This window comes from Ancylobacter dichloromethanicus, from assembly GCF_018390645.1.
Taxonomy (GTDB): Bacteria; Pseudomonadota; Alphaproteobacteria; order Rhizobiales; family Xanthobacteraceae; genus Ancylobacter; species Ancylobacter dichloromethanicus.
This window is the reverse complement of the sequence record NZ_JAHBGC010000018.1, coordinates 1-18,089: the sequence shown is the minus strand read 5'-3', so window position 1 is coordinate 18,089 and position 18,089 is coordinate 1. Positions and strand designations below refer to the sequence as shown.

Genomic DNA, 18,089 nt, shown 5'->3' with positions numbered 1-18,089 from the left:
TACCGCCTTGGACGCCCAGGCCGGTCATCCCGAGCGCGACCGGCGGAAGACCAAGGTTGCTACCCACCTCCTGGGCGACGCCGGCGCCGGCACGGGTGCCTCCCATGCCGCCTCCGCCTACGAACCGGCCACGTGTGTCGCGCAGCCGCTTGGCGCTGTGGTCGAGCTTGCGCATGGCGGCGTCGGCCTTGTTCGCCTCGACCGAGACCCTCGACAGATCTCCGGCCAGCCGCTGGCCGCCTCGCGCGCCATTGAGCCGTCGTGCCGCGCGATCGATGTCGCGCAGGTCCTTTTCGGCCTTGTTGGCCGGACCCGACAGCTGGTTGACCAGCCGAAGACGAAGGGCGACGTCGAGATTGCTCATGCGTCACCCTCGAAAGCGCGCTCGGCGAGCAGGCGCAGCGGTGCCCAACGCTCGCGATCAATGTCGCGGGCCTCATGAAACCAGAGCAGGACGTCGTCCCAAAACATGGCCATGACCGCAGGCAAGGGAGTGCTGAAGGTGGCGCTGACGCGGCCGGCGACGGCCCGCCAATCTGCCGGGTTCACTTGAACCCGAAGGCCGCCTTCAGCAGTCGGGGCAAAAAACCGGAACATACTCCCGTCACCGCGAGACCGTCCTCGGCATCGAGCCCGCGCAGCACAGCCGGCGGCAGGCCGGTCATCACGGAATAGGCCTGATAGAGATCGAGATTGCGCGAGCCGCCGCCCATGACGTCGCCAACCTCCTGCGTCGTCAGGCGACGGATGCGAACGGACTCGTGACGGACGCCGTCGAAATCGAACGGGAAATGCAGAGGAAGCGTCTTCTCGCGGGCCGAGGCGTCCGTGAAGGCCAGTTGCGCGATGTCGATGATGGGCGCCGCCGGCGCAGTGCTCAACCGCTCCGCGTCCCGGCCCATCGCACTTTCCCCCTCGGTAGCCATCGGCTTGCCACTCGCCGGCATGACCGGCTTCAGGGCGGGCTCGCCATCGATCGGCGGCGGCAGGATGTCGGTCATGACGATCACCTCGCGACATGAGGGTTGAAGAAGCCTTCAAAGGCGCCGGATCAGAGCGTGGCGCCGCCGGTAATCCGCAGGATGCGGTTGTCGTCGTCGCTGCCGGCGGCGATGCCGTAGCCGGACCAGCTGTTGGTCCAGAAATTGAAACGGGCGATGATGCCGTAGCCCTCGATCACATCCTCATATTCGGTGATGGACTTGATCAGGTGGCCGTAGCCCTTGACGCTGCGGCCGGCCATCTCTTCCGGCGTGTTCTCGGCCGAGATGCCGCGCACGGTGATGATGCGCTCGCGCTTGACGCCGGAGCGCTCGTCCTGGAGCAGCTCATAGATGGTGTAGAGCCGAGCATGGGAGAGGCTCATGCCCATCGTACCGAGCTCGCCGGGGTGCGCCGAGATCAGGTTGTAACCCAGCGTCAAAGGCTCGATGGCGCCGACCGGCACTTCGAGATCGATGATGCCGCCGCCGGGCGAATGGGTCTCGGTCTTCACGCGCGGCGTCGGCAGCTGGTAGCTGCGCAGTTTCTGCCAGTGGTTCCAGCCCTCGCTGTAGAGGTTGCCGCCCTTGCGAACGAATTCCATGGGTCCGTCTCCCGATCAGGCCGCGAGGGTGATGGCGTCATAGCCGCCGAGCGCGCGCTGGATGTCGGCCGCGAGGATGTCGAAGGCCGGCGAGTAGGGCCGCATGCCGAACTGCATGTCCGACAGGATCGGCGTGTTTTCATGCGGCAGCTCGATGCGCAGGATGCCCTGGCGCATGTTGGCGTTCGGGTTCAGCGCCCGGTCGAAATAGCGCGTGTAGCCAAGCACGGCGCCGAGCGCGACGAGCTCGTCGAGGAACTGCTCGACGGTCTTCACCACCATCAAAGCGTTGTGCGCGGTGAAGTTCTCGCCGCGCCATTTGCGCAGGGCGCCGGGCAGCGAGGCGCGGATCGCGTTCTCGGTGCGCACCTTGTTGACGAAGCGCCAGTTGGTGTCGTTCGAGAGCGTCTCGGAGCCGAACAGCTCCTTGCCCTCGATGAAGGTGTTCACGCCGCAGGTGGAAACCAGGAAGTTGGCCTCGTGGTCGACCTCGCCGTCATAGTAGGAGATCGGCCGCGCGGTGCCGACGATGCCGCTCGACGTCTGGTTTTCCGGGCTCCAGTACGGGCCGGCGCGGGCGCGGTCGCGCTTGGCGAACAGCGCTGCCACGGTGGTGGAGCCCGGCCGCGTGAGGATGGTGTCATCCGAACCGTCCAGCACCGCGAAGCGCCGCACGGCCGGGTCGATCGGGTAGAGATAGCGCCCGTCGTCGCGGCGCAGGCGTTCCGCCCACAGGCCGGCCGCCGTGCGGTCGAGGTTCGGCCCGTCGACAATGCCGATCGCCAGCAGGCGCTTGCACACGGCCGACATGGCCAGCGCCACCGGATTGGCGGCCGGCCCCGTGGCGACCGTGCAGGTCGCGCCCTCGCCGTCACCGGCAATGGTGCAGGTCACGGCGCCGACGATGCCGATGCCGGCATTGTCGATCTGGACACCGATGACCTTGCCGTCCTCGATCACGCAGGTGCCGGTCGGAACCACCATGGCGCCGGCCGAGGCAAAGGTCGCCGTCGCCTGCGAATAGCCGGTGCCCTGCGCCGTCATGGTGACGAGGGTGGCGCCGACCAGGCTGTCATTGGTGAAGCCGGGAGAGATGACGAGACCGGGACGCACCAACGTCTGCGCCCGCGCGTCGAGCAGCCCCCAGAGGCCGGTGCGGTCGGATGGGTCGCCGATGATCGCGCCGAGCTGCTCGTTGCGCGTCTCCATCTTCTCGACGCGCCGGACGAGGATGGAGGCGGCGATGCCCTCGGAAAGCAGGTCGTCGATCGCGTCGCCGATCTCGCCGGCATCGCCCAGCTGGGCGATCTTGTCGGCCTCGTCGCCGTAGAGATGGACGTTGGTCTCCAGCGGAAAGATGCTCGGATTGGCCTCGTCGGCCGGCGCCACGATGGTGATGGTCGAGAAGTCGGGCGTGACGACGGTGCGCGCGTCCTCGCCCGCGTCGAGGAAGCGAACGCCGTGGTTCTTGGTGAGGGCTGCCATGCCTGTTTCGCCTTGACCGTGGGAGGATCGAAGGCGAGGCTAAGTTGTGGCGATGCGCGGCGCGCCGGTGACTGTTGTCACCGGCCTCTATGGCAAAACCTGCTCTTCAGGCGCCGGCCACCAGCCGGGGTCGTCGTCCTCTACAGTCGCGGCATCGAGCGGCGCGGCCATCACATAGGCCAGCACGGTCTCCCCGCTGGGCAGCAGGTAGTCCCGCATCGGATGCGCCTCGATGTGGGCGAGCACCCATTTTCCGTCGATGCGCTGGCGCGGGGTGTCCCAGGTCACCGTGATGCCGGCCGGATCGTCCTCGCCGGCGCGTTTGCCGATGATCGCGCCGTCCTCGCGCACGGTGTAGCCGGCCGCTGCGAAGCAGTCGCGCCCGCGCTGGTCGATCAGAGCCAAAGCGTCCAGCGCCACGGCCTCGCTGTCGAAGATCAGATACCGCATCACTGCACCCTCGGCCCCTCAATGGCGTAGGCATGCCCCGGAGGGATATGCGCTCCGAGGCCATTGCGCCACATCGCAGCACCCTGAATTTTGGCATGCAGCTCCGGATCGAGCGTGGGATCAACTCCAAGGAACAGCGCCTCGAAGACTGGCCCCTGCCATCCGCGACCGGTGATCGAGTTGTTGGGGGAGCCGATGCCCCATGCGTAGGGTAGAGCCAGAGGTGCGGCATGGAACTCGATCATGCACTTCGGCATGGGAAGCACCGTTGCCGACATCACGCCGCTGGCATTCTTCGCCCCCTGAGAGGCCCACGCTTGTGCGAGTAGGGTCGATCTCCCAGGGTCTCCGGCAATCCTCACGCTGGCTGCACCTTGGAGCCCGAATAAAGTCGGTGCATCAACAAAAGTGGCCTGCGCTCCATCCTGATACTGCATGACGCCGAGGATATAGGCGGGAGAGAAGGTACCCGCAGGAGCGAGGTGCCGCTCGTTCAGGGCGGACGGCCAGAGAGCTGCCGGATAGCCGTCGATCTCGGCCACCTCAGGCTGCAATGCGCCGCTCGCCTGCGCCTGCGCGTAGCCGCCATACTGGTCCGGGATGGCCTGCACGAGGCCGCCGGCGGTCGTCCAGCCAATCTTGGGGTCCCACCAGCCAATTTTGTAGGGTCCGGGAATGTCGTCAAAGGTCCACATCTGGATCGGGGCGCTATCCCCGCAGCGGATCACCGCGCCGGGCCTGACGCCGGCCCGCGTCCACGTCAGGCCGGTCTCGCCGTCGATCGGCACGTCGTCGGCGTACCACTGCCCGGGCGCCGTCGAGGCGTAGACCGAGCCGTCATAGCCGCCGCCGGCGAGGATCGAGATGACGCGAGGCGTGGTCGCCCCGCCGCGCCGCCTCCAAGGCCCCAATCCGTACCCGTGTCCGCCCATGCTCGTACCCGCCGCCCCGTCAGTCCGTGATGACGTCGATCTGCACGCCGGCAGGTAGGGCGGCGGCGCCGGCTACGCTGACGACACGACGCACGCCCCGGTCGCGCACGTGGTGCCCCGACTCCCGGAACGTCAGGGTGCGTGTCTCCGCGTCGTCCATATTGCCGACCGGCACCACGACCAGGATGACGGGCAGTTCGACCGAGGGAGCAATGTCGATTTCGAGCGCGCGCCCGTAGCGCGGCAACTCCTTGGCGCCGATGTCGGCGCTGACGAGGGTGTACCAGTCGCGGGCGGGACCCCAGATCAGTCCGCCGGGCTTGTATTGGTTTCGTTCGCTTTCATAGGGCATTCGGGCCTCCCTGTTCAGGTTGAGATGATCGGCGCCCCGAAGGGATAGGCCGAGCCGGCAAAGGTCGGCTCGATGGCGAGCGTCGCCAGATCCTCGGGCGTCGTGATCGTGTAGAGCACCGCGCCCGTCTCACGGTCGCCGATCAGCACACAGGCCTCGCCCTCAAGCGCTGCGTCCCGCTCCGGCCGGGCGATGATGAGATACCAGCCCGGCAGATATTCGCGGATCTCGGTGATGCGATAGGCTTTGACGTCGGGAATGACGCAGGACGTGTCCCACAACGGAGCGTCGATCCCGTCCAGGACGTAACCCGGCAGCGCCGCCATGGCGCTCGCCTCGTCTGAAAATCGCAAGAGATGGTCGATCATGCTGCCGACAGCTCCCGGAGTTGATCGTCGCTGAAATCGTCGTGTGCCCAGACAGCCGCGCGCTTGATCGTCCCGCCCCATATGCCGCCACCGGCCCGGCTACCCCAGGTGATGCGGCTCAGCGTGCCCGGCGGCGGGGTGGCGGCGGCGATCTTGGTCACGGGTGCGCCCAGGCACGTCGCGCGGTACTTTTTCTCCGGGCTCCAGGACACGGTGACGTAATTGTCGGGCAGGGTTTCAGTCAAAATCGCCGTCGAGAACACCAAAGCATTGGCATAGGTGGCACCAACGACAAGACCATTCGGCCCGTAGGACGAGACGGAGAAGCGATCGGCGATGCCGGACGGTGGGACGATGGCGAAGAGGGTGTTGCTGTCCGTCCAATTCTGATGCAGCGGCATGCGAAGCCGCACCGAGATCGTAAAGGCCTCGCTTGGTGTGCAAAACAGGGGCGACGCGAGAAAGTCCGCCGCCCGAACCTGCGCCCCGCCGACCGGAACGATGACGGGCGACCCGTAGGGCGCATATGCGCCGGTCGCCGGCGTCAGCGCCGCGTAGTGCAGAATGCACTCCTGCCCTGCGGACGCGCCCGAAGAGCCCGTGGGGTAGACGTAAACGGCCACGGACGTGTTCTCGCCGACATTGATGACCGCCGATACCCGCACCATCTGGCCGCCATTCGGACCCGTGCCAAGCTGCTCGACAATAAGGGAGGTCGCCTCACCGATCGCGCCCAGCGTGTTCGTGAGCCAATTGTAGAAGATCAGCCCGAGCCACGAGCCCGACAAGAGGCCGAAAGCGGAGCCGGCAGATGGATTCCCGGCCTTCTCGAGGATGACGTCCATCCGGTAATTCGCGCCGGCGGTCACGGTCCTGGTCTGATACCGGCCGTAGGAGCCCGTGCCGTGAGTGATGTGCTTTGCCGCCTCGCCGGGGGCGAAGGCGCTGGCGACGGGCACGACGTTTTCGGGAAAGAAGCTGCTGCCCCACGAGGCCGCCGTGGCGAAGGACGTGGTGCCCGGCGTGATCGGGGACGACGCCCCTTCCAGGCGCAGGCCGATAGCCTCTCTTGTCGCCGGGTCGTGATCGAAGGCGGGCTCGCCGCTGCCGACCATCTCGAAAGGCCCGGCGGCCGGCCAGCGGCCGGCGGCCGATGCGCGGGAGAAAGTGAGGTCACCCGCGAGGGAGCCCCAGCGCGGCACGCCGGCGGCGGAGCGGAAGCCATATTTCTGCGTCGCGAAGTCGAGCAGCGCCGCCGCGCCCGGCGCGCCCTTGGCCGCCATCCACGCGCCGACGTCGGACGGCCCGATGATCGAAGGCGCCGCGCCGAGCAGCACCGTCACGAGAGGTCTCCCTGCACGTGCCAGACGAGATTGGTCCCGTCATTGCCAATGACGCGGGCGAGCACGAGCGCGCCGTCGCCCGGCAGCCGGGTGCCGACCGGGTGGGTCTTGAGCGTCGCGCCCGCCGCCGCCGCCACCGTCACCTCGCCGGCGCCGAGGCGCGAGAGCGGGATATTCCAGCCGACCGGGAAGGTCGGGTCGTTCGGGAAGGTGATGACACAGGCGGCCGTGAAGTGCTTTTCAAGGCCGCGATCGGCGAGTGCCGGCGACCAGGCTGCATCGGCGATCACGGCCGGCACGCCGCCGACAAGGGCGTTGAAGATCGCCTGCACCAACGCCGCATCGCCCTCTGCGTCGTCCCACTCCGGCTGCATGAGCACCTTCATCGCGGCGATCAGGTCGGCGCGGCGGGTGCCGGGGTCATTGATGTTGAGCGCCATGGATCAAGCCTCGAAGATGGTGATGCAGACGATGTCGGGGTTGAAGGCGCCGGCAAATGCGGCGTTTGCGGCAAAACACTGTACATCGAGGTATTCGGCCGTCTGGCCGACGATGGAGCAGCTTGAGGTTTGTGCACCGCTGTAGGAAACGGCCGTGGTGACGATGTAACTGGCGTCCCGCAGGGGTGTCGCGAAGGTGATGCGATAGGCCCCGGTAGTGGTGCGCACGACGGTGCCGACGTTCCGCTGCCCACGAATCACGGTCGGGTTACTGCCCTCGAAATTCACCATCGCGGCCGGCAGCAGCATCTGAAGGGCCGCCGCATCAGGATAGCGGTCGGCCGTGCCAGCGATCAGATCGGCCGGCGTCGCCTTGCGCACCACGCCGGTCTCCGCCGTTGTCGCGCCCACCTTGAGCGCCGCCCAGATGTCGGCCGCCGTCGCCAGCGTCCGCAGCGCCCGGAGGCCCGCGCCGAGGCCGAGAGTCGTCAGCGCTTGGGTCTCCGTCGTGTCGTCGAGCAGCGTCTGGATCAGGGCGCTCACGCCGAGATTGCCGAGCGCCTGCGCCTTCTGGCCGGTGGAGAGCGCCTGCCCCGCGTCGACCCGCAGACGATTCCCCAGGGCGGTCGACACCGTGGTCGCGAAGTTGGGGTCACTCCCGAGCGCAGCCGCTAACTCATTCAGGGTATCGAGCGCCGCCGGTGAGCCGCCAACGATGTTCGTGATCGCGCTGTTGATCAGCGCCGCCACGGTGTCCTGCCAGCCGGTCACGTCGCCGAGCTGGATCGCGGCCGCGATCCAAGCCGCGCCGACCCGCTTCAGGACCATGCCATTGGCGGCGCTGGCGACGTCGACGTCGACAAGCTCATCGAGCGTCGGCCGCCAGTCCGCCGCCATCTTGGCCCCGAGCGCATCCAGCAGCCCGACGATCTGCCCGATCTCGTGCTGATGGACCAAAGGCGCGCGTGCGCCGAGGCCGGCGGCATTGGCGGCCATGCTGCTGGCGCTGCCTTCGATCGCGGCGCGAATCCGCTCGACGTCGTCGCGCAGCCGGTTGAGCGCGTTCGGCAGCGGCAGGTCGCCGACTGCCGTCCGGTCGTCGATGATCTCCGCCATGTCAGACACCTCCCCAGGTCAGGAAGCGGGGCTCGTCCACCTTCACCCGCGCGCTCGGCCCGCCGGTCAGCTGGAGCTTGATCCGCACGAGATCCGCATCGAGGTCGGCAAGGACCTGCTTGCGCTCGATCCACCCGTCATCGAGCAGCTCGATGTCCGGCGCCGGCAGCGCCGTCCAGGCGAGGTCGGTCTTGTCGAGCGAGGCCGTGACCGTCGCGCCGGCCGGGGCGAAGGTCTTGTAATAGGCGATCATCTCCACGCCGGTGCCGGCGGCGAAGGCGCGGCTGACATAGGTGCCCTCGGTGCGGATCGAGCCGGCGATCACGGTCACGCCGGGATAGAGCACCGGGCTCACCGTCTCGGTGCCCTTGAGCACCGCCCAAAGCTCGAACACGCCATTGAGGTAGGCGTCGAACTCCAGCGGCACGTTCGGCAGGGCGACGATCGGGTCGGCGCCGGCGCGGCGCAGCTCGAAATGCAGCGCGCAGCGATCGGTCGGCAGTTGCACCGTGGCGCGGATGCGCAGGTCGGAGGTGTCGACCAGCGTGACATCGCCGAGCTTGTGCGCCTTCGTCGTGGCGGTGAAACGGGCCGCCCAGATCCAGAAGGTGCAGGCCGAGCCCTGGTGATGTGTCCAGCTCTCGGCATTGACCGAGGAGTGGCGCGGCCCGACCGGATAGGGATGCGCCGTCACCCAGGCATCGTTGTCGGCGTCATAGCCGCCGAGGTCCGCCACCGAGATCGCGTGCGCGGTGTCGTCGGACTTGATGACAAAGGCCCACATCCGATCGGGGGTCAGCACCACCGGCGCCGGCCAGCGCGGCGCCACCCGCTCGCCGACCGCGACGGAGGTCATCGGCACGACGGCCGAGCACAGCGACTCCGTGGTCGGGTCGCCGTCGCGCATGGCGACGATCTCGGCCACGATGGGGTTGCCTGCAGCGCCGATGGCGCAGATGCGGACATCTATGCCGGTGACGTGCCGCAGCTCCGGCACCATGAAGCTCTGCGCCTGCGGGTCCCTCCGCGTGCCGATGATTCTGACCGCCCGACCCTGCGGCTCGCCGTCGTCGCCGCCGCCGGCCGGCGCCGGCGGGCGCGCCACCTCGGTGGAGACGATGCGCTGCATCACCGTGACGTCGATCGTGCCCTGCCCGGTGAACTCGGCGATGGCCTGCGCGCCGCTGGCGCCCTCGGCATAGACGAGCTTGGTGCCGGCGAGGACATCGGCCGGGATGATAAAGGTGCCCGCCACCTCGCCATTCTCGTCGCCCTCCGGTTTGGGGTCAGGCGTGATGTCGAGGCCGTCGAACTCCAGATAGTCGAGCGCTTCGCCAGGGCCGAAACCCTCGATCCGATAGCCCACCTCGATCTGACGCAGATATTCGGCCAGCTCCTGCCGGCGGGCGATCACCTGCGTCGTCTCGGTGGTCTGATTGACGTTGCCGACGATCTGCCTTGTGATGTCGGAGAGCCACTCGGTTCGGGTCTCTGTCCAGAAGTCCACCGCCGGTGTGATCGTCAGTTTCGCCGGCAGGGGCGCGAAATTGCCGTAGGGGTTGATGAGGACGCAGCCGGTGCGCAGCGGCTGCGAGACGATCTCCTCCTCGACATAATCCAGCATCACCGGGCCGGCCATCGGCACCATGTGCAGCGTCTCGTCGACGGCCAGCTGGATCGAGCCGTCGAACACCGCTGCCGTCTGCGGCACGCCCTGGTCGCGATAGGTGTCGTCGACGCAGGGGTCGACGAACAGCCCGCGCTTGGCCACCGGCTCGCGGCTGTCGATGTCCCGGCGCAGCCGCTCCAGCGCGACCAGGTCCGCCATGGCAAAGAGCAGGTTGCGGAGGTTGTGCAGTTCCGGCAGCTGGATGGTGCGGATGGCGCGGTCGACGACGGCCGGCAGGCCGCGCCAGTCATTGTAGATGTCCGCCAGTCCCAACAGGTTCGAGCGTTCCTCCGGCGGCTTGGGGTTCCGCGCCGACGTGCCGCGCAGATACACGACCTCCCCATTTTCATTGAGGCACATCCGGTCGATGCGCGGCAGCTTCCAGAGATACTCCACCACGACCGCCGAGCCGGTCACGGCGCCCGACACGGTGACGCTCTGCACGCCGACATCGTCGGGATCGACCGCGACGAGATAGCGATAGGTCGCCTGATAGGAAGAGCCGCCGGCCGGCTCCGCCCCGGCGGGCGACCAGTCGACCGCATTGGCGACCAGATTGACGTCCGTGCCGACGACATAGGTGGTGGCGCCCTGCGTCACCGAGATGAGGCTTTGCGCGCCCTCATGGCCGAGCGGGTCGGCGGTGCCGGAAGGCACGTTGCGGGTGAGCGTCTCCGTCACCTGCTTCGTCACCAGGACGCGGGCGATGTGGTCGACCGGGCCGCGATTGAGGGCGATGACGGCCGTGCCGGTGCCGCCATCCTCGAAAAGGTGCGGCTCGGCATCGACGAGGGCTGTGTCCCAGGCCATCGTCTCGCCCCAGCGCAGCGCCGCCGAGCGGGTGCGGGTCATGCCGTAGATCGAGGCGGCGCCGGCACCGACCGCGAAGTGCATGGCCGAGCCGACCTGCCCGATGATCGCGACCTTGCAGCCCTCGATCACGTAATTGCCGCCGGTCACGGCCCGGTCCTTCGCCGCGATCTGCTGGGCGATCTGCGAGAGATTCGACGGCGCGGTCTGGTCGAGCACGGTGCCGCCGCGCGACAGGTAGACCTGGAAATAGGCGCCGGGCTCATCCGAGTCACCGAGCGACCAGGACACGTCCTCGATCTCGCGCGCCGCTGTCGGCTCGCCCTCGGCCTTGGCCCCCGGCACCAGGCCATAAAAGGCCGGCTCGTCCTCGGCGGTGAGATAGCGCGTGGCGATGCGGATGCCGATCGAGACATCACCGGCGAGCGCGACGTCCTCGAAGACCCGCTCGGCAACCGAGCGCACATCGCCGGCGGCGTAGATCTTGCCGGCGGTCAGCGTGATCCGGCCGGCCTCGACATCGATGACGACGGCGGCGCCGGCCAGCCGGTCGCCATCGCGCGCCACCATGTCGCCGATGCGCTTGGCGCGCCGGCGGATGATCGACTGCAGCTCGTTGTGCGAGGCGCCCTCGGCGAACGTCCGCTCGCCGAAGACGAGCCCGGAAAAGTCCGGAAAGGCCGAGGAGCGGTCGAAAGTGTCCGGCAGGCCGGAGGGGTGTTCATAGGCCATCAGAACCTCAACAGGCAGGCGACGCGCTCGCGCACGGTGCGGCCGAACTCGATGGTGACGGGGACTTCGGCGATGATCGGCCCGGCCGGCTCCAGCTCGCCGGGCTCCAGATGGGCAAGGCCCGGCTTGCACCCGGCGGCGGGATGGGCGGACAGGACGAAGCCGACGCTGGCGGCGACCGAGCCGAAGCCCTCGCCGAAATCGGTCATCGCCTCGATGTAGAGGTCGGTGGCGAGCCCGGTGGCCGGGGAAAAGCGCGAGGCGCCGACGGCGTAGACGCCGCCGGTGGCGGCCACGACGGCCCGCCGCACGCGCGCCCGGCGATAGAACAGCACCTCGCCGGCCGCATCCTTGAAGGCCGCCCAGGCCGGGCCGGCGCCCGTGGCGGCGAGCAGGCTGGCCGATACCGCCTGCGTCGCCTCGCCCGCCCAGGAGAAGTCGCCCCAGGTCAGGTCGCCCCAGGTCAGGTCGGCCTCGGTCGGCACAAAGCGCAGCGGCTCGCCGTCGAGCGTCAGGGGCTCGCCGTCGACCTCAAGCGCCCAGGGGTCGGGAATGCCGAGCGCGGCGAGGTCTTCGGCGGTGATGTCGTGGACGATGTCGACGCGGCGGCCGAAGGACCATTTGGCGCGGGCGCCGTCGATCACGACGCCGGAATCGTCGCTCCACATGGCCTCAGACCAGCGCCCCTCGCTGTATTCGAGGGCGCGCACATCGTAGCCCGCATAGGCGCGCCAGAAATCCGAGCGCAGCGGGATCGACAGCCAGGTCAGGCCGTCAATGCGGATGAGGTCGGCCTCATCGTCGCGAACGCGGTCGAGGCCGAGCTGGCAGCAGTTCCACCAGCGCCGGCGCACCGGGGCGTATTCGATCGCGGCTTCATACCCGACCCAGCCGAGCGCCATGTCGACCGCCGCCGGCGTCCCGCGCACGCGCTGCCAGTCGACGCCTTCGCGGATGAGATCGTAGAGGTTCGGCACATAGGGCGAGAGCATGCCGAGCCCGTATTCCCACACGAGGTACGGCAGGAACGACGCTGGCGGATTGAGGATCTTCAGCCCGTGCAGGGCGTCGATCGACGGGCCGACCACATCGGTGGTGTCGACGGCACGGGCGAGCGTCCTCTCATAGACATGAGCGGAGGTCGGCAGCAGCTGCGCGGCGTCATGGGCGCTCAATAGTCCCTCCCGCGATAACTGGCGGTCACGGAACGGATCGAGATCGCCTCATAGGGCGCGGCCGTGATCTCGACGGAGGTCATGCGCGCCCGGCGAACACCCGCGATCATCGCCCGCGCCTGGACCCATTCGCCCGCGAGATCGAAGCCCATGCCGGTCTCGCTCGACCAGGCGCCCGTCACGGCGGAGGGGATCGCCTCAAGGATCGATTCCAGGGCGTCGGGCAGCAGCCAGACATCGAGGGTGATGTCCGCCGCTATGAAGACCGCAGCCCGCACGTTGAACGTGTCGCAGATCAGCCCATGCGCCGGGCTCTCCAGCGCGGCCCGCACGCTGGCGAGCAGCGCGGCGTCGGCCATGCCGTCATTGTCGGTCGACCAGATGGCGACATGGATCGTCGGGTCGCGGCCGATACGATAGGCGTGCGCGTGCTTCACCCGCACGTCGGCGGCACGGGCGATGGCCTCATAGCGCTCTTTCGGGCCGCCGGTGGACCGCCCGGCAATAGCGAGGATGGTGCGCGACTTCAGCGCCTCGTCGGTCTCGCCGTACATGCGCAGCACGTCGTGGAAGACCACGAGATGATCGGTGTCGCCGCCCTCATTGTAGAAGAGCAGGTTGGAACGCCCGGCGTCGTTGATGCGCGCTCGCAGGGCGGCTTCGACATAGGCGGCCATCTCGATGATCTTGCGGCCGGGGTCGCTGGCCAGGTGGAGCGTGTCGATCTGCGGAAGCGCCGGATTGGCCGCGCGTTCGACGGCCCAGAGATCCTGGAAGCGCGCGACCATGCGGTCGACCATGGCCTGCCAGGACAGTTCCTCGATGACCTGCGCCGGCGGCAGGCCGGCAAGTGCCTTGACCGTCACCCCGTCGCTCATGCCGCGGCACTCCCGCGCGTGATCACGGAGGCCGGCAGCGTGAAGGTGAACCCTTCGGCGACGCTGTAATCGCCGAGATGGCCATAGGGATAGAAGACCTGGTGCAGATCGAAGCCGATCGCGCCTTGCCGGCCGGCGAGATAGGTCGGCTCCATTCGCGCGATGCGCACGCCCGGCTCCTGGGCATGCACCGCCTGGACGATCTCGGCATACGCCTTGAGCACGTTCGCCGCGGTCATGTTCTCGCCGCGCAGGGCCGCGAGCTCGGAGCCATGGTCGAGGTTCATGACGCGCTGGAACTTCCGCGTGGCGAGGATGTCACGCACCGACTGCTCGGCATGGGCGCGACCGCGCAGCAGCCGACCGGTGGCGCGGTCCATTCCCGTTCGCGTGGTGAGAGCCATTTCAAGCGTCCTTCAACGGGCCGTCAGCCGGCCTTGTCGGTGGTCTTCTTGGCCTTGGCTGGCGGCTCGGGTTCGACGAGCTCCAGCCCGCCCCACGGCGCCTCGGCGGCGTGCTGGCGCTCGTCGAGCGAGACGATCTCGCCAACCTTGCGCATGCGGCCACCGATCGGCCGGCGTTCGGTGATGCGGTAATCCTTCATGGTCTCTCTCCTCAGGCCGGCGGGCCGGTGGTGGACGGCCCGTTCATGACGTTGGTGTGGGTGTGGCTGGCGGAAATGTTCTTGCCGTCGTGGGTGAGCGCGCTGCCGGTCAGCGCGATCTTCCCGTCGACGGCCACCTCCTCGCCATTGACGCGCACCGTGCCGCCGGCGAGCTCGACGGCGGCGTCTCCTGTCGTGGCAACGATGTGCCCGTCCTCGATGGTGATGCGGGTCTGGCCACGCTCCAGCACCACGTCTTCAGTCCCGGCCGGGGCGCCGTGGTCCTGGTCGAAAGGCCCGCGCACGCACCAGCTGCCTTCGCCCACGGTGCCGGAGGGCGAGAGCATGCCGAAGCGCTCGCCGATCGAGGGGCGCACCTTGATCTTGAGCGCGCCGGCGCTGACCGGCTGCACCGGCAGCCAGGGCGAGAGCACCGCGTCGCCCTCGGTATTGGCGCCGAGATCGAGCCGCACCTGCCAGTCGCCGGCGACACTGCGCACCTGCGCCACCTTCCCCGGCATGAAGACGCGGGCGACGCGCTGATGGGCCTCGCCCAGGCTGCGCTCGATCGTGTCCATCCGGCGCGCCATCTGGCGATAACGAAAGTCCTCGCGGTGCGCGGCACTCATACCGGCGCCCCCGACAGGTCGGCCGGATATTCCACCACGACGCCGTCCTCGACCGCCTCAACACCGGAATAGGGCGAGCGGGCGAGCGGGTCGGTGCCCATGCCGAGCAGCACCTGGCGCCAGGTGAGCGCGTAATAGGCCACGCCCTTGGCGTAGCTCTCGGACGTCACCAACGGGCGCATCTCCGCCTCTTCCGGCAGACGGATCGAGGTGAGGCCCCAGCGCGGCATATCAAGATCGGCGAGGATCTCGAACAGGCCGCAGCCGATGGCATGGGCGAGCGCCTCGCGCCGTTCGGCGCGCCCGCCGATCGCCATCTCCTCGGTGACGATGTAGGCGACCAGCTCGACCGGCAGATCATAGGACCCGCCGACATGGATCGGCTGGCGCACCCGCGAAAAGGTCACGCCGATCATTGGCGGGGCGAAGACAGTGCCGGCGATGATGTCGGAGATGTCGATCCGGCCGGGCAGCTCACGGACGTCGACATCGGGAAAGAGCGGGCGCAGCGTGGCGACGATGGCGGTGACGAGCTCGGCGACGCGGGCATCCGCGAGGCGCTGCGCAAGGGTGCGAGGCTCGATCATCAGCGCCCTCCCGGAAGGCCGGAAACGAGATCGGAGAGCCAGTCGAGCGTCACCCGCTCGATCTCAGTCTCATCCTCGGCCGAGACGCCGACAAAGGGACGCGCCGGGATGGTGACCTCACGGGCGAAGACAGCCCATCTGCCCACCATGAAGCGAAGGACCGACTTGCTCTTGGGCTTGATGACCGCCCCTTCCTGGTGGACATGCGCGTAAGGAGCCGAGGCTCCAACCTCGACTTCGCTCGGCGCCGCGATGAAGCCAACCGTGCCGAGCAGATTGCCGGTATCGACCAGGATCGACGTGCCCGCACGGTTTGGTGCCCATGGGGTACCGTCCGGTGCGGTCTTGGTCGTCTGGAGGCGCTCCAGGATCCCGTTCTCCAGCACGGAGCCGATGTTGGTCGTCAGTGGCAGCGTGTCGGCCGTGCCGTCCGCCAGCCGCGCCAGCATGTCGCCGGGCAGCACGCCATCCACATCGATGATGAGCCGGATGCCGTCCATCACAGCCCCCGCAAACGGTCGCGGGTGAAGACACGCTCGGGCGCCACGACGAGCGGCTCCGAAGGTCCGACATTCGACGGCTCGCCGGGCAGGCCACCACCGGGCACCCCACCGCCGCCCGGCCCGTCAAAGGTCAGCGCACCCTTGCCGGCGGCGATGGCCTCAAGCCGTTTCACCGCCACGTCGTACCGCTCCTTGATCCGCTCATTGCCGCGGCCGAAAGACAGGGCGACGCGGTAGAGCGCGATGTCGGTGGCGTAGATGCGCAGCACCTCGCGGCTGTCGTCGTCGATACGGCCGAGCTCGTCGCGGGTGTAGCGCGCGAACAGCACCGCGCGGATCTCGGCGCCGGCATCGACCAGCGCCGCCTCGATGCGGGCATCGTCGCGCTCGCGCGTCGTCTCGTCGGCGGCGAGGATGGTCGCCTCGGCCGGGTAGCGCTCCAGGACGTCGGCGAGGGTGGCGAAGGCGAAGGCCATGATCAGGCGCCCACCATGCCGAGCGCCTGCAGGTACAGATCGACGATCGCCTCGTGCTCGGCGCGCTGGTCGGCGTCGGATTTGCGGATCTTCAGGATTTCCCGCAGCGCCGAGGTGTCGAACCCGGTGGCCTTCGCCCCCAGGAAAACATCCTTGATGTCGTCGGCGATGCTCTTCTTTTCCTCTTCAAGCCGCTCGATGCGCTCGATGAAGGATTTGAGCTGTTCCTTGGCGAAGCCGGCGGCAGCGTCGGACAGGGGCTGGTCGTTGGGGATGTCGGACATGGCACCCTCACACGTCGAGTGTGTCGATGGGGGCGCCTTCCAGCGCGGTGTCTTCCGGCAGCGAGACGCGCTCGGGGCGGAAGACCGCCCGGTTGATCGCCATGAAGCCGCGCTCGATCTCGGTGCGCCCGATCGCCAGCCACCGTTTGTCGACGTCGGACCGCTCTGCCAGTTTGTCCAGGGCGCGCAGCACGCGCTCCTCGGCCTGCTTGTGGGCGTTTACCAGTGCCGTCGCTTCGCGCGATTGCGGGCGATAGCCGGCGACGGGAAGCCCCTTGTGTTCGGACATAAGCTCGCTCCAGCTGCGGGATGGGTGGACGGGGGCGGCGAACCGCCCCCGTCAGGGACCCTTCAAGGCGGGCCACACGGCTCCCGCGCGCCTGTCGCGTGCAGCGCGGTCGGCCGGGTTCAGTCGGGCCAGTCCTCGGCGACGACGCCGGCGGACTTCAGGGCCGCATGCTCTTTGCGGGTGAGCGGAACGTCCGCGCCCGGCGGGTAGTAACGACCGCCGCGCTTCACACGGGACACCGGCCGGAACATGCGCTCGTTCTCGCCTATGCCGCCGGACGGCTTCCTGGCGGCGCGATCGCGCACGGTGCCGCTCAACGGGCCGAACACCTGCGGAAAGGCCCCTCGAAACCAGACGGCCAGTGTCAGCTTCTCAGCGTCGCCCAGCTCGGCCACGAAGGCGGCGGGGTCGAAGGCGGCGGCGGGGGCGGCACCAGCCGGCGCGCCGCTCCCCGTCGCCTCGCCGGTTTCAGGCGTCGACAGCCCGGATGCTACTCCGCTCGTCGCCACCTGGGCGGCCTTCCCGTCGACCTTGTCGACGAGCTCGGCCTCCGGCTCTGCCGTCCCGACCGAGCTGCTGTGCTCCGGCTGCTGGTCGGCAGGTATGGATGACGGGGGCGCGGACTGTGTCCCGGACGGCGCCTGCAAGGCGTCGTCACCGCTACCGGCGCTGGGGGCCTCGCGAGCCGTACCAGGCGCCCCCTCCGGGGTATCCTCCGGGGTATCCTTGGGGGCGGCCTTCGCCGCCCTGGTCTTGCGCGCGCGCGTCGCCATGGTCAGGCGACCGCGTTCTTGATGAGGTAGCCGACATCCTTGGCGATCATCAGCTCCTTGACGCGCTCGCCGGCGCGCACGCGGTAGCCGCCTTCGAGGCCGAGATCGGGGTCCTCGATGCGGCCGGCGATGCGGGTGCCGAACTGCGCCGTCATTCCCCAGGTGATGCCCTGGCCGGGCGTCGCGGCCGGGTTGATGTGCAGCAGCGCGATGTTCTTGCCCCACACGCGCGCCAGGTTCGCCGCCTGCCCCTTCTGGGAGAGGTTGACGTAGCCCTCGCCGACCAGCAGGCGCGGAATCTCGAACAACTCGCAGAACTGCTCGCGGCTGATCATGCCCTTTTCGGTCAGGTTGCCCTTGATGGCGTTGACCAGATGCGGGTGACGCCGGAGTTTCGACCACACGACGGAACCCATGACGCAGGTGTTCGGCCGATAGATCAGCGTGCCGTCGATACCGGTCTGGATGGTTTCGATCGGATCGCTGGCCTCGTAGTCGTCCAGTTGATCGCCGCCGGCGAGCGTCACGCGCCGCGCGGCGGCATAGTTGTTATCGTCCTGCACGACGGCGGCGACGCGGACCTCGCGCGCCAGGGTGACGAGATCGGTC

General features: G+C 68.5%; 23 protein-coding genes and 1 pseudogene. All 24 read right to left on the bottom strand.

Annotation, left to right across the window (positions count from 1 at the left end; genetic code table 11):
* Nucleotides 1-364, bottom strand: a 364-nt coding sequence (locus tag KHC23_RS08705) for a hypothetical protein (protein WP_213371537.1), incomplete at its 3' end; no start/stop codon positions are given.
* Nucleotides 365-545: 181 nt separating this feature from the next.
* The gene (locus tag KHC23_RS08695) at nucleotides 546-1,001 is read right to left on the bottom strand and encodes a phage tail assembly protein (RefSeq protein ID WP_213371533.1); all 456 of its coding nucleotides are present in this window, start codon (nucleotides 999-1,001) and stop codon (nucleotides 546-548) included.
* 50 nt (nucleotides 1,002-1,051) lie between these two features.
* Complete coding sequence (locus tag KHC23_RS08690; RefSeq protein ID WP_213371531.1) at nucleotides 1,052-1,585, bottom strand: phage major tail tube protein; 534 nt, start codon at nucleotides 1,583-1,585, stop codon at nucleotides 1,052-1,054.
* Between the two features lie 15 nt (nucleotides 1,586-1,600).
* Nucleotides 1,601-3,070, bottom strand: coding sequence for a phage tail sheath protein (locus KHC23_RS08685; protein WP_213371529.1), 1,470 nt, complete (start codon nucleotides 3,068-3,070; stop codon nucleotides 1,601-1,603).
* Between the two features lie 87 nt (nucleotides 3,071-3,157).
* Nucleotides 3,158-3,520, bottom strand: coding sequence for an SH3 domain-containing protein (locus KHC23_RS08680; protein WP_213371527.1), 363 nt, complete (start codon nucleotides 3,518-3,520; stop codon nucleotides 3,158-3,160).
* A complete protein-coding gene (locus KHC23_RS08675) occupies nucleotides 3,520-4,452 on the bottom strand; it encodes a hypothetical protein (RefSeq protein WP_213371525.1) in 933 nt (310 codons plus the stop codon). The genes KHC23_RS08680 and KHC23_RS08675 overlap by 1 nt, the downstream gene beginning before the upstream one ends.
* Nucleotides 4,453-4,471: 19 nt before the next feature.
* Nucleotides 4,472-4,804 carry a hypothetical protein gene (locus KHC23_RS08670; protein ID WP_213371524.1) on the bottom strand — a complete coding sequence of 111 codons (333 nt, stop codon included), beginning with the start codon at nucleotides 4,802-4,804 and terminating at the stop codon, nucleotides 4,472-4,474.
* A gap of 14 nt (nucleotides 4,805-4,818) precedes the next feature.
* Nucleotides 4,819-5,172 (bottom strand): hypothetical protein, encoded by a 354-nt coding sequence (locus tag KHC23_RS08665; protein ID WP_213371522.1) that lies wholly within the window; start codon nucleotides 5,170-5,172, stop codon nucleotides 4,819-4,821.
* Complete coding sequence (locus KHC23_RS08660; protein ID WP_213371520.1) at nucleotides 5,169-6,515, bottom strand: hypothetical protein; 1,347 nt, start codon at nucleotides 6,513-6,515, stop codon at nucleotides 5,169-5,171. The genes KHC23_RS08665 and KHC23_RS08660 overlap by 4 nt, the downstream gene beginning before the upstream one ends.
* Nucleotides 6,512-6,955 carry a hypothetical protein gene (locus KHC23_RS08655; protein WP_213371518.1) on the bottom strand — a complete coding sequence of 148 codons (444 nt, stop codon included), beginning with the start codon at nucleotides 6,953-6,955 and terminating at the stop codon, nucleotides 6,512-6,514. The genes KHC23_RS08660 and KHC23_RS08655 overlap by 4 nt, the downstream gene beginning before the upstream one ends.
* A gap of 3 nt (nucleotides 6,956-6,958) precedes the next feature.
* On the bottom strand, nucleotides 6,959-8,071 hold the full coding sequence (locus KHC23_RS08650; protein ID WP_213371516.1) for a hypothetical protein: 1,113 nt from the start codon (nucleotides 8,069-8,071) through the stop codon (nucleotides 6,959-6,961).
* Nucleotide 8,072: 1 nt separating this feature from the next.
* Nucleotides 8,073-11,282, bottom strand: coding sequence for a DUF4815 domain-containing protein (locus KHC23_RS08645; RefSeq protein WP_213371514.1), 3,210 nt, complete (start codon nucleotides 11,280-11,282; stop codon nucleotides 8,073-8,075).
* On the bottom strand, nucleotides 11,282-12,457 hold the full coding sequence (locus KHC23_RS08640; protein ID WP_213371512.1) for a phage tail protein: 1,176 nt from the start codon (nucleotides 12,455-12,457) through the stop codon (nucleotides 11,282-11,284). Before KHC23_RS08640 ends, KHC23_RS08645 begins: the two co-directional genes overlap by 1 nt.
* On the bottom strand, nucleotides 12,454-13,335 hold the full coding sequence (locus KHC23_RS08635) for a baseplate J/gp47 family protein (protein ID WP_213371510.1): 882 nt from the start codon (nucleotides 13,333-13,335) through the stop codon (nucleotides 12,454-12,456). Before KHC23_RS08635 ends, KHC23_RS08640 begins: the two co-directional genes overlap by 4 nt.
* The gene (locus KHC23_RS08630) at nucleotides 13,332-13,715 is read right to left on the bottom strand and encodes a GPW/gp25 family protein (RefSeq protein ID WP_213371508.1); all 384 of its coding nucleotides are present in this window, start codon (nucleotides 13,713-13,715) and stop codon (nucleotides 13,332-13,334) included. Before KHC23_RS08630 ends, KHC23_RS08635 begins: the two co-directional genes overlap by 4 nt.
* A gap of 47 nt (nucleotides 13,716-13,762) precedes the next feature.
* A complete protein-coding gene (locus KHC23_RS08625; RefSeq protein ID WP_213371506.1) occupies nucleotides 13,763-13,939 on the bottom strand; it encodes a hypothetical protein in 177 nt (58 codons plus the stop codon).
* An 11-nt stretch (nucleotides 13,940-13,950) separates the two neighbouring features.
* The gene (locus KHC23_RS08620) at nucleotides 13,951-14,568 is read right to left on the bottom strand and encodes a phage baseplate assembly protein V (RefSeq protein ID WP_213371504.1); all 618 of its coding nucleotides are present in this window, start codon (nucleotides 14,566-14,568) and stop codon (nucleotides 13,951-13,953) included.
* Nucleotides 14,565-15,155 (bottom strand): hypothetical protein, encoded by a 591-nt coding sequence (locus KHC23_RS08615; RefSeq protein WP_213371502.1) that lies wholly within the window; start codon nucleotides 15,153-15,155, stop codon nucleotides 14,565-14,567. The genes KHC23_RS08620 and KHC23_RS08615 overlap by 4 nt, the downstream gene beginning before the upstream one ends.
* On the bottom strand, nucleotides 15,155-15,655 hold the full coding sequence (locus KHC23_RS08610; RefSeq protein WP_213371500.1) for a phage virion morphogenesis protein: 501 nt from the start codon (nucleotides 15,653-15,655) through the stop codon (nucleotides 15,155-15,157). Before KHC23_RS08610 ends, KHC23_RS08615 begins: the two co-directional genes overlap by 1 nt.
* A complete protein-coding gene (locus tag KHC23_RS08605; protein WP_213371498.1) occupies nucleotides 15,655-16,134 on the bottom strand; it encodes a phage protein Gp36 family protein in 480 nt (159 codons plus the stop codon). Before KHC23_RS08605 ends, KHC23_RS08610 begins: the two co-directional genes overlap by 1 nt.
* Before the next feature lie 2 nt (nucleotides 16,135-16,136).
* Nucleotides 16,137-16,418 (bottom strand): DUF2312 domain-containing protein, encoded by a 282-nt coding sequence (locus KHC23_RS08600; RefSeq protein WP_213371496.1) that lies wholly within the window; start codon nucleotides 16,416-16,418, stop codon nucleotides 16,137-16,139.
* Nucleotides 16,419-16,425: 7 nt separating this feature from the next.
* A complete protein-coding gene (locus tag KHC23_RS08595) occupies nucleotides 16,426-16,707 on the bottom strand; it encodes an Acb2/Tad1 domain-containing protein (protein ID WP_213371494.1) in 282 nt (93 codons plus the stop codon).
* 119 nt (nucleotides 16,708-16,826) lie between these two features.
* Nucleotides 16,827-17,480: a hypothetical protein gene (locus KHC23_RS08590; RefSeq protein ID WP_213371492.1), complete on the bottom strand. Its 654-nt coding sequence runs from the start codon at nucleotides 17,478-17,480 to the stop codon at nucleotides 16,827-16,829.
* 2 nt (nucleotides 17,481-17,482) lie between these two features.
* Nucleotides 17,483-18,089 (bottom strand): annotated as a pseudogene (locus KHC23_RS08585) (capsid protein); the annotation flags it as partial.

Bases quoted from the DNA above. Each gene is read 5' to 3' on its own strand.
- KHC23_RS08695 (WP_213371533.1), bottom strand. From the start codon at position 1,001: ATGACCGACATCCTGCCGCCGCCGATCGATGGCGAGCCCGCCCTGAAG.
- KHC23_RS08690 (WP_213371531.1), bottom strand. From the start codon at position 1,585: ATGGAATTCGTTCGCAAGGGCGGCAACCTCTACAGCGAGGGCTGGAAC.
- KHC23_RS08685 (WP_213371529.1), bottom strand. From the start codon at position 3,070: ATGGCAGCCCTCACCAAGAACCACGGCGTTCGCTTCCTCGACGCGGGC.
- KHC23_RS08680 (WP_213371527.1), bottom strand. From the start codon at position 3,520: ATGCGGTATCTGATCTTCGACAGCGAGGCCGTGGCGCTGGACGCTTTG.
- KHC23_RS08675 (WP_213371525.1), bottom strand. From the start codon at position 4,452: ATGGGCGGACACGGGTACGGATTGGGGCCTTGGAGGCGGCGCGGCGGG.
- KHC23_RS08670 (WP_213371524.1), bottom strand. From the start codon at position 4,804: ATGCCCTATGAAAGCGAACGAAACCAATACAAGCCCGGCGGACTGATC.
- KHC23_RS08665 (WP_213371522.1), bottom strand. From the start codon at position 5,172: ATGATCGACCATCTCTTGCGATTTTCAGACGAGGCGAGCGCCATGGCG.
- KHC23_RS08655 (WP_213371518.1), bottom strand. From the start codon at position 6,955: ATGGCGCTCAACATCAATGACCCCGGCACCCGCCGCGCCGACCTGATC.
- KHC23_RS08650 (WP_213371516.1), bottom strand. From the start codon at position 8,071: ATGGCGGAGATCATCGACGACCGGACGGCAGTCGGCGACCTGCCGCTG.
- KHC23_RS08645 (WP_213371514.1), bottom strand. From the start codon at position 11,282: ATGGCCTATGAACACCCCTCCGGCCTGCCGGACACTTTCGACCGCTCC.
- KHC23_RS08635 (WP_213371510.1), bottom strand. From the start codon at position 13,335: ATGAGCGACGGGGTGACGGTCAAGGCACTTGCCGGCCTGCCGCCGGCG.
- KHC23_RS08630 (WP_213371508.1), bottom strand. From the start codon at position 13,715: ATGGACCGCGCCACCGGTCGGCTGCTGCGCGGTCGCGCCCATGCCGAG.
- KHC23_RS08625 (WP_213371506.1), bottom strand. From the start codon at position 13,939: ATGAAGGATTACCGCATCACCGAACGCCGGCCGATCGGTGGCCGCATG.
- KHC23_RS08620 (WP_213371504.1), bottom strand. From the start codon at position 14,568: ATGAGTGCCGCGCACCGCGAGGACTTTCGTTATCGCCAGATGGCGCGC.
- KHC23_RS08615 (WP_213371502.1), bottom strand. From the start codon at position 15,155: ATGATCGAGCCTCGCACCCTTGCGCAGCGCCTCGCGGATGCCCGCGTC.
- KHC23_RS08610 (WP_213371500.1), bottom strand. From the start codon at position 15,655: ATGGACGGCATCCGGCTCATCATCGATGTGGATGGCGTGCTGCCCGGC.
- KHC23_RS08605 (WP_213371498.1), bottom strand. From the start codon at position 16,134: ATGGCCTTCGCCTTCGCCACCCTCGCCGACGTCCTGGAGCGCTACCCG.
- KHC23_RS08600 (WP_213371496.1), bottom strand. From the start codon at position 16,418: ATGTCCGACATCCCCAACGACCAGCCCCTGTCCGACGCTGCCGCCGGC.
- KHC23_RS08595 (WP_213371494.1), bottom strand. From the start codon at position 16,707: ATGTCCGAACACAAGGGGCTTCCCGTCGCCGGCTATCGCCCGCAATCG.
- KHC23_RS08590 (WP_213371492.1), bottom strand. From the start codon at position 17,480: ATGGCGACGCGCGCGCGCAAGACCAGGGCGGCGAAGGCCGCCCCCAAG.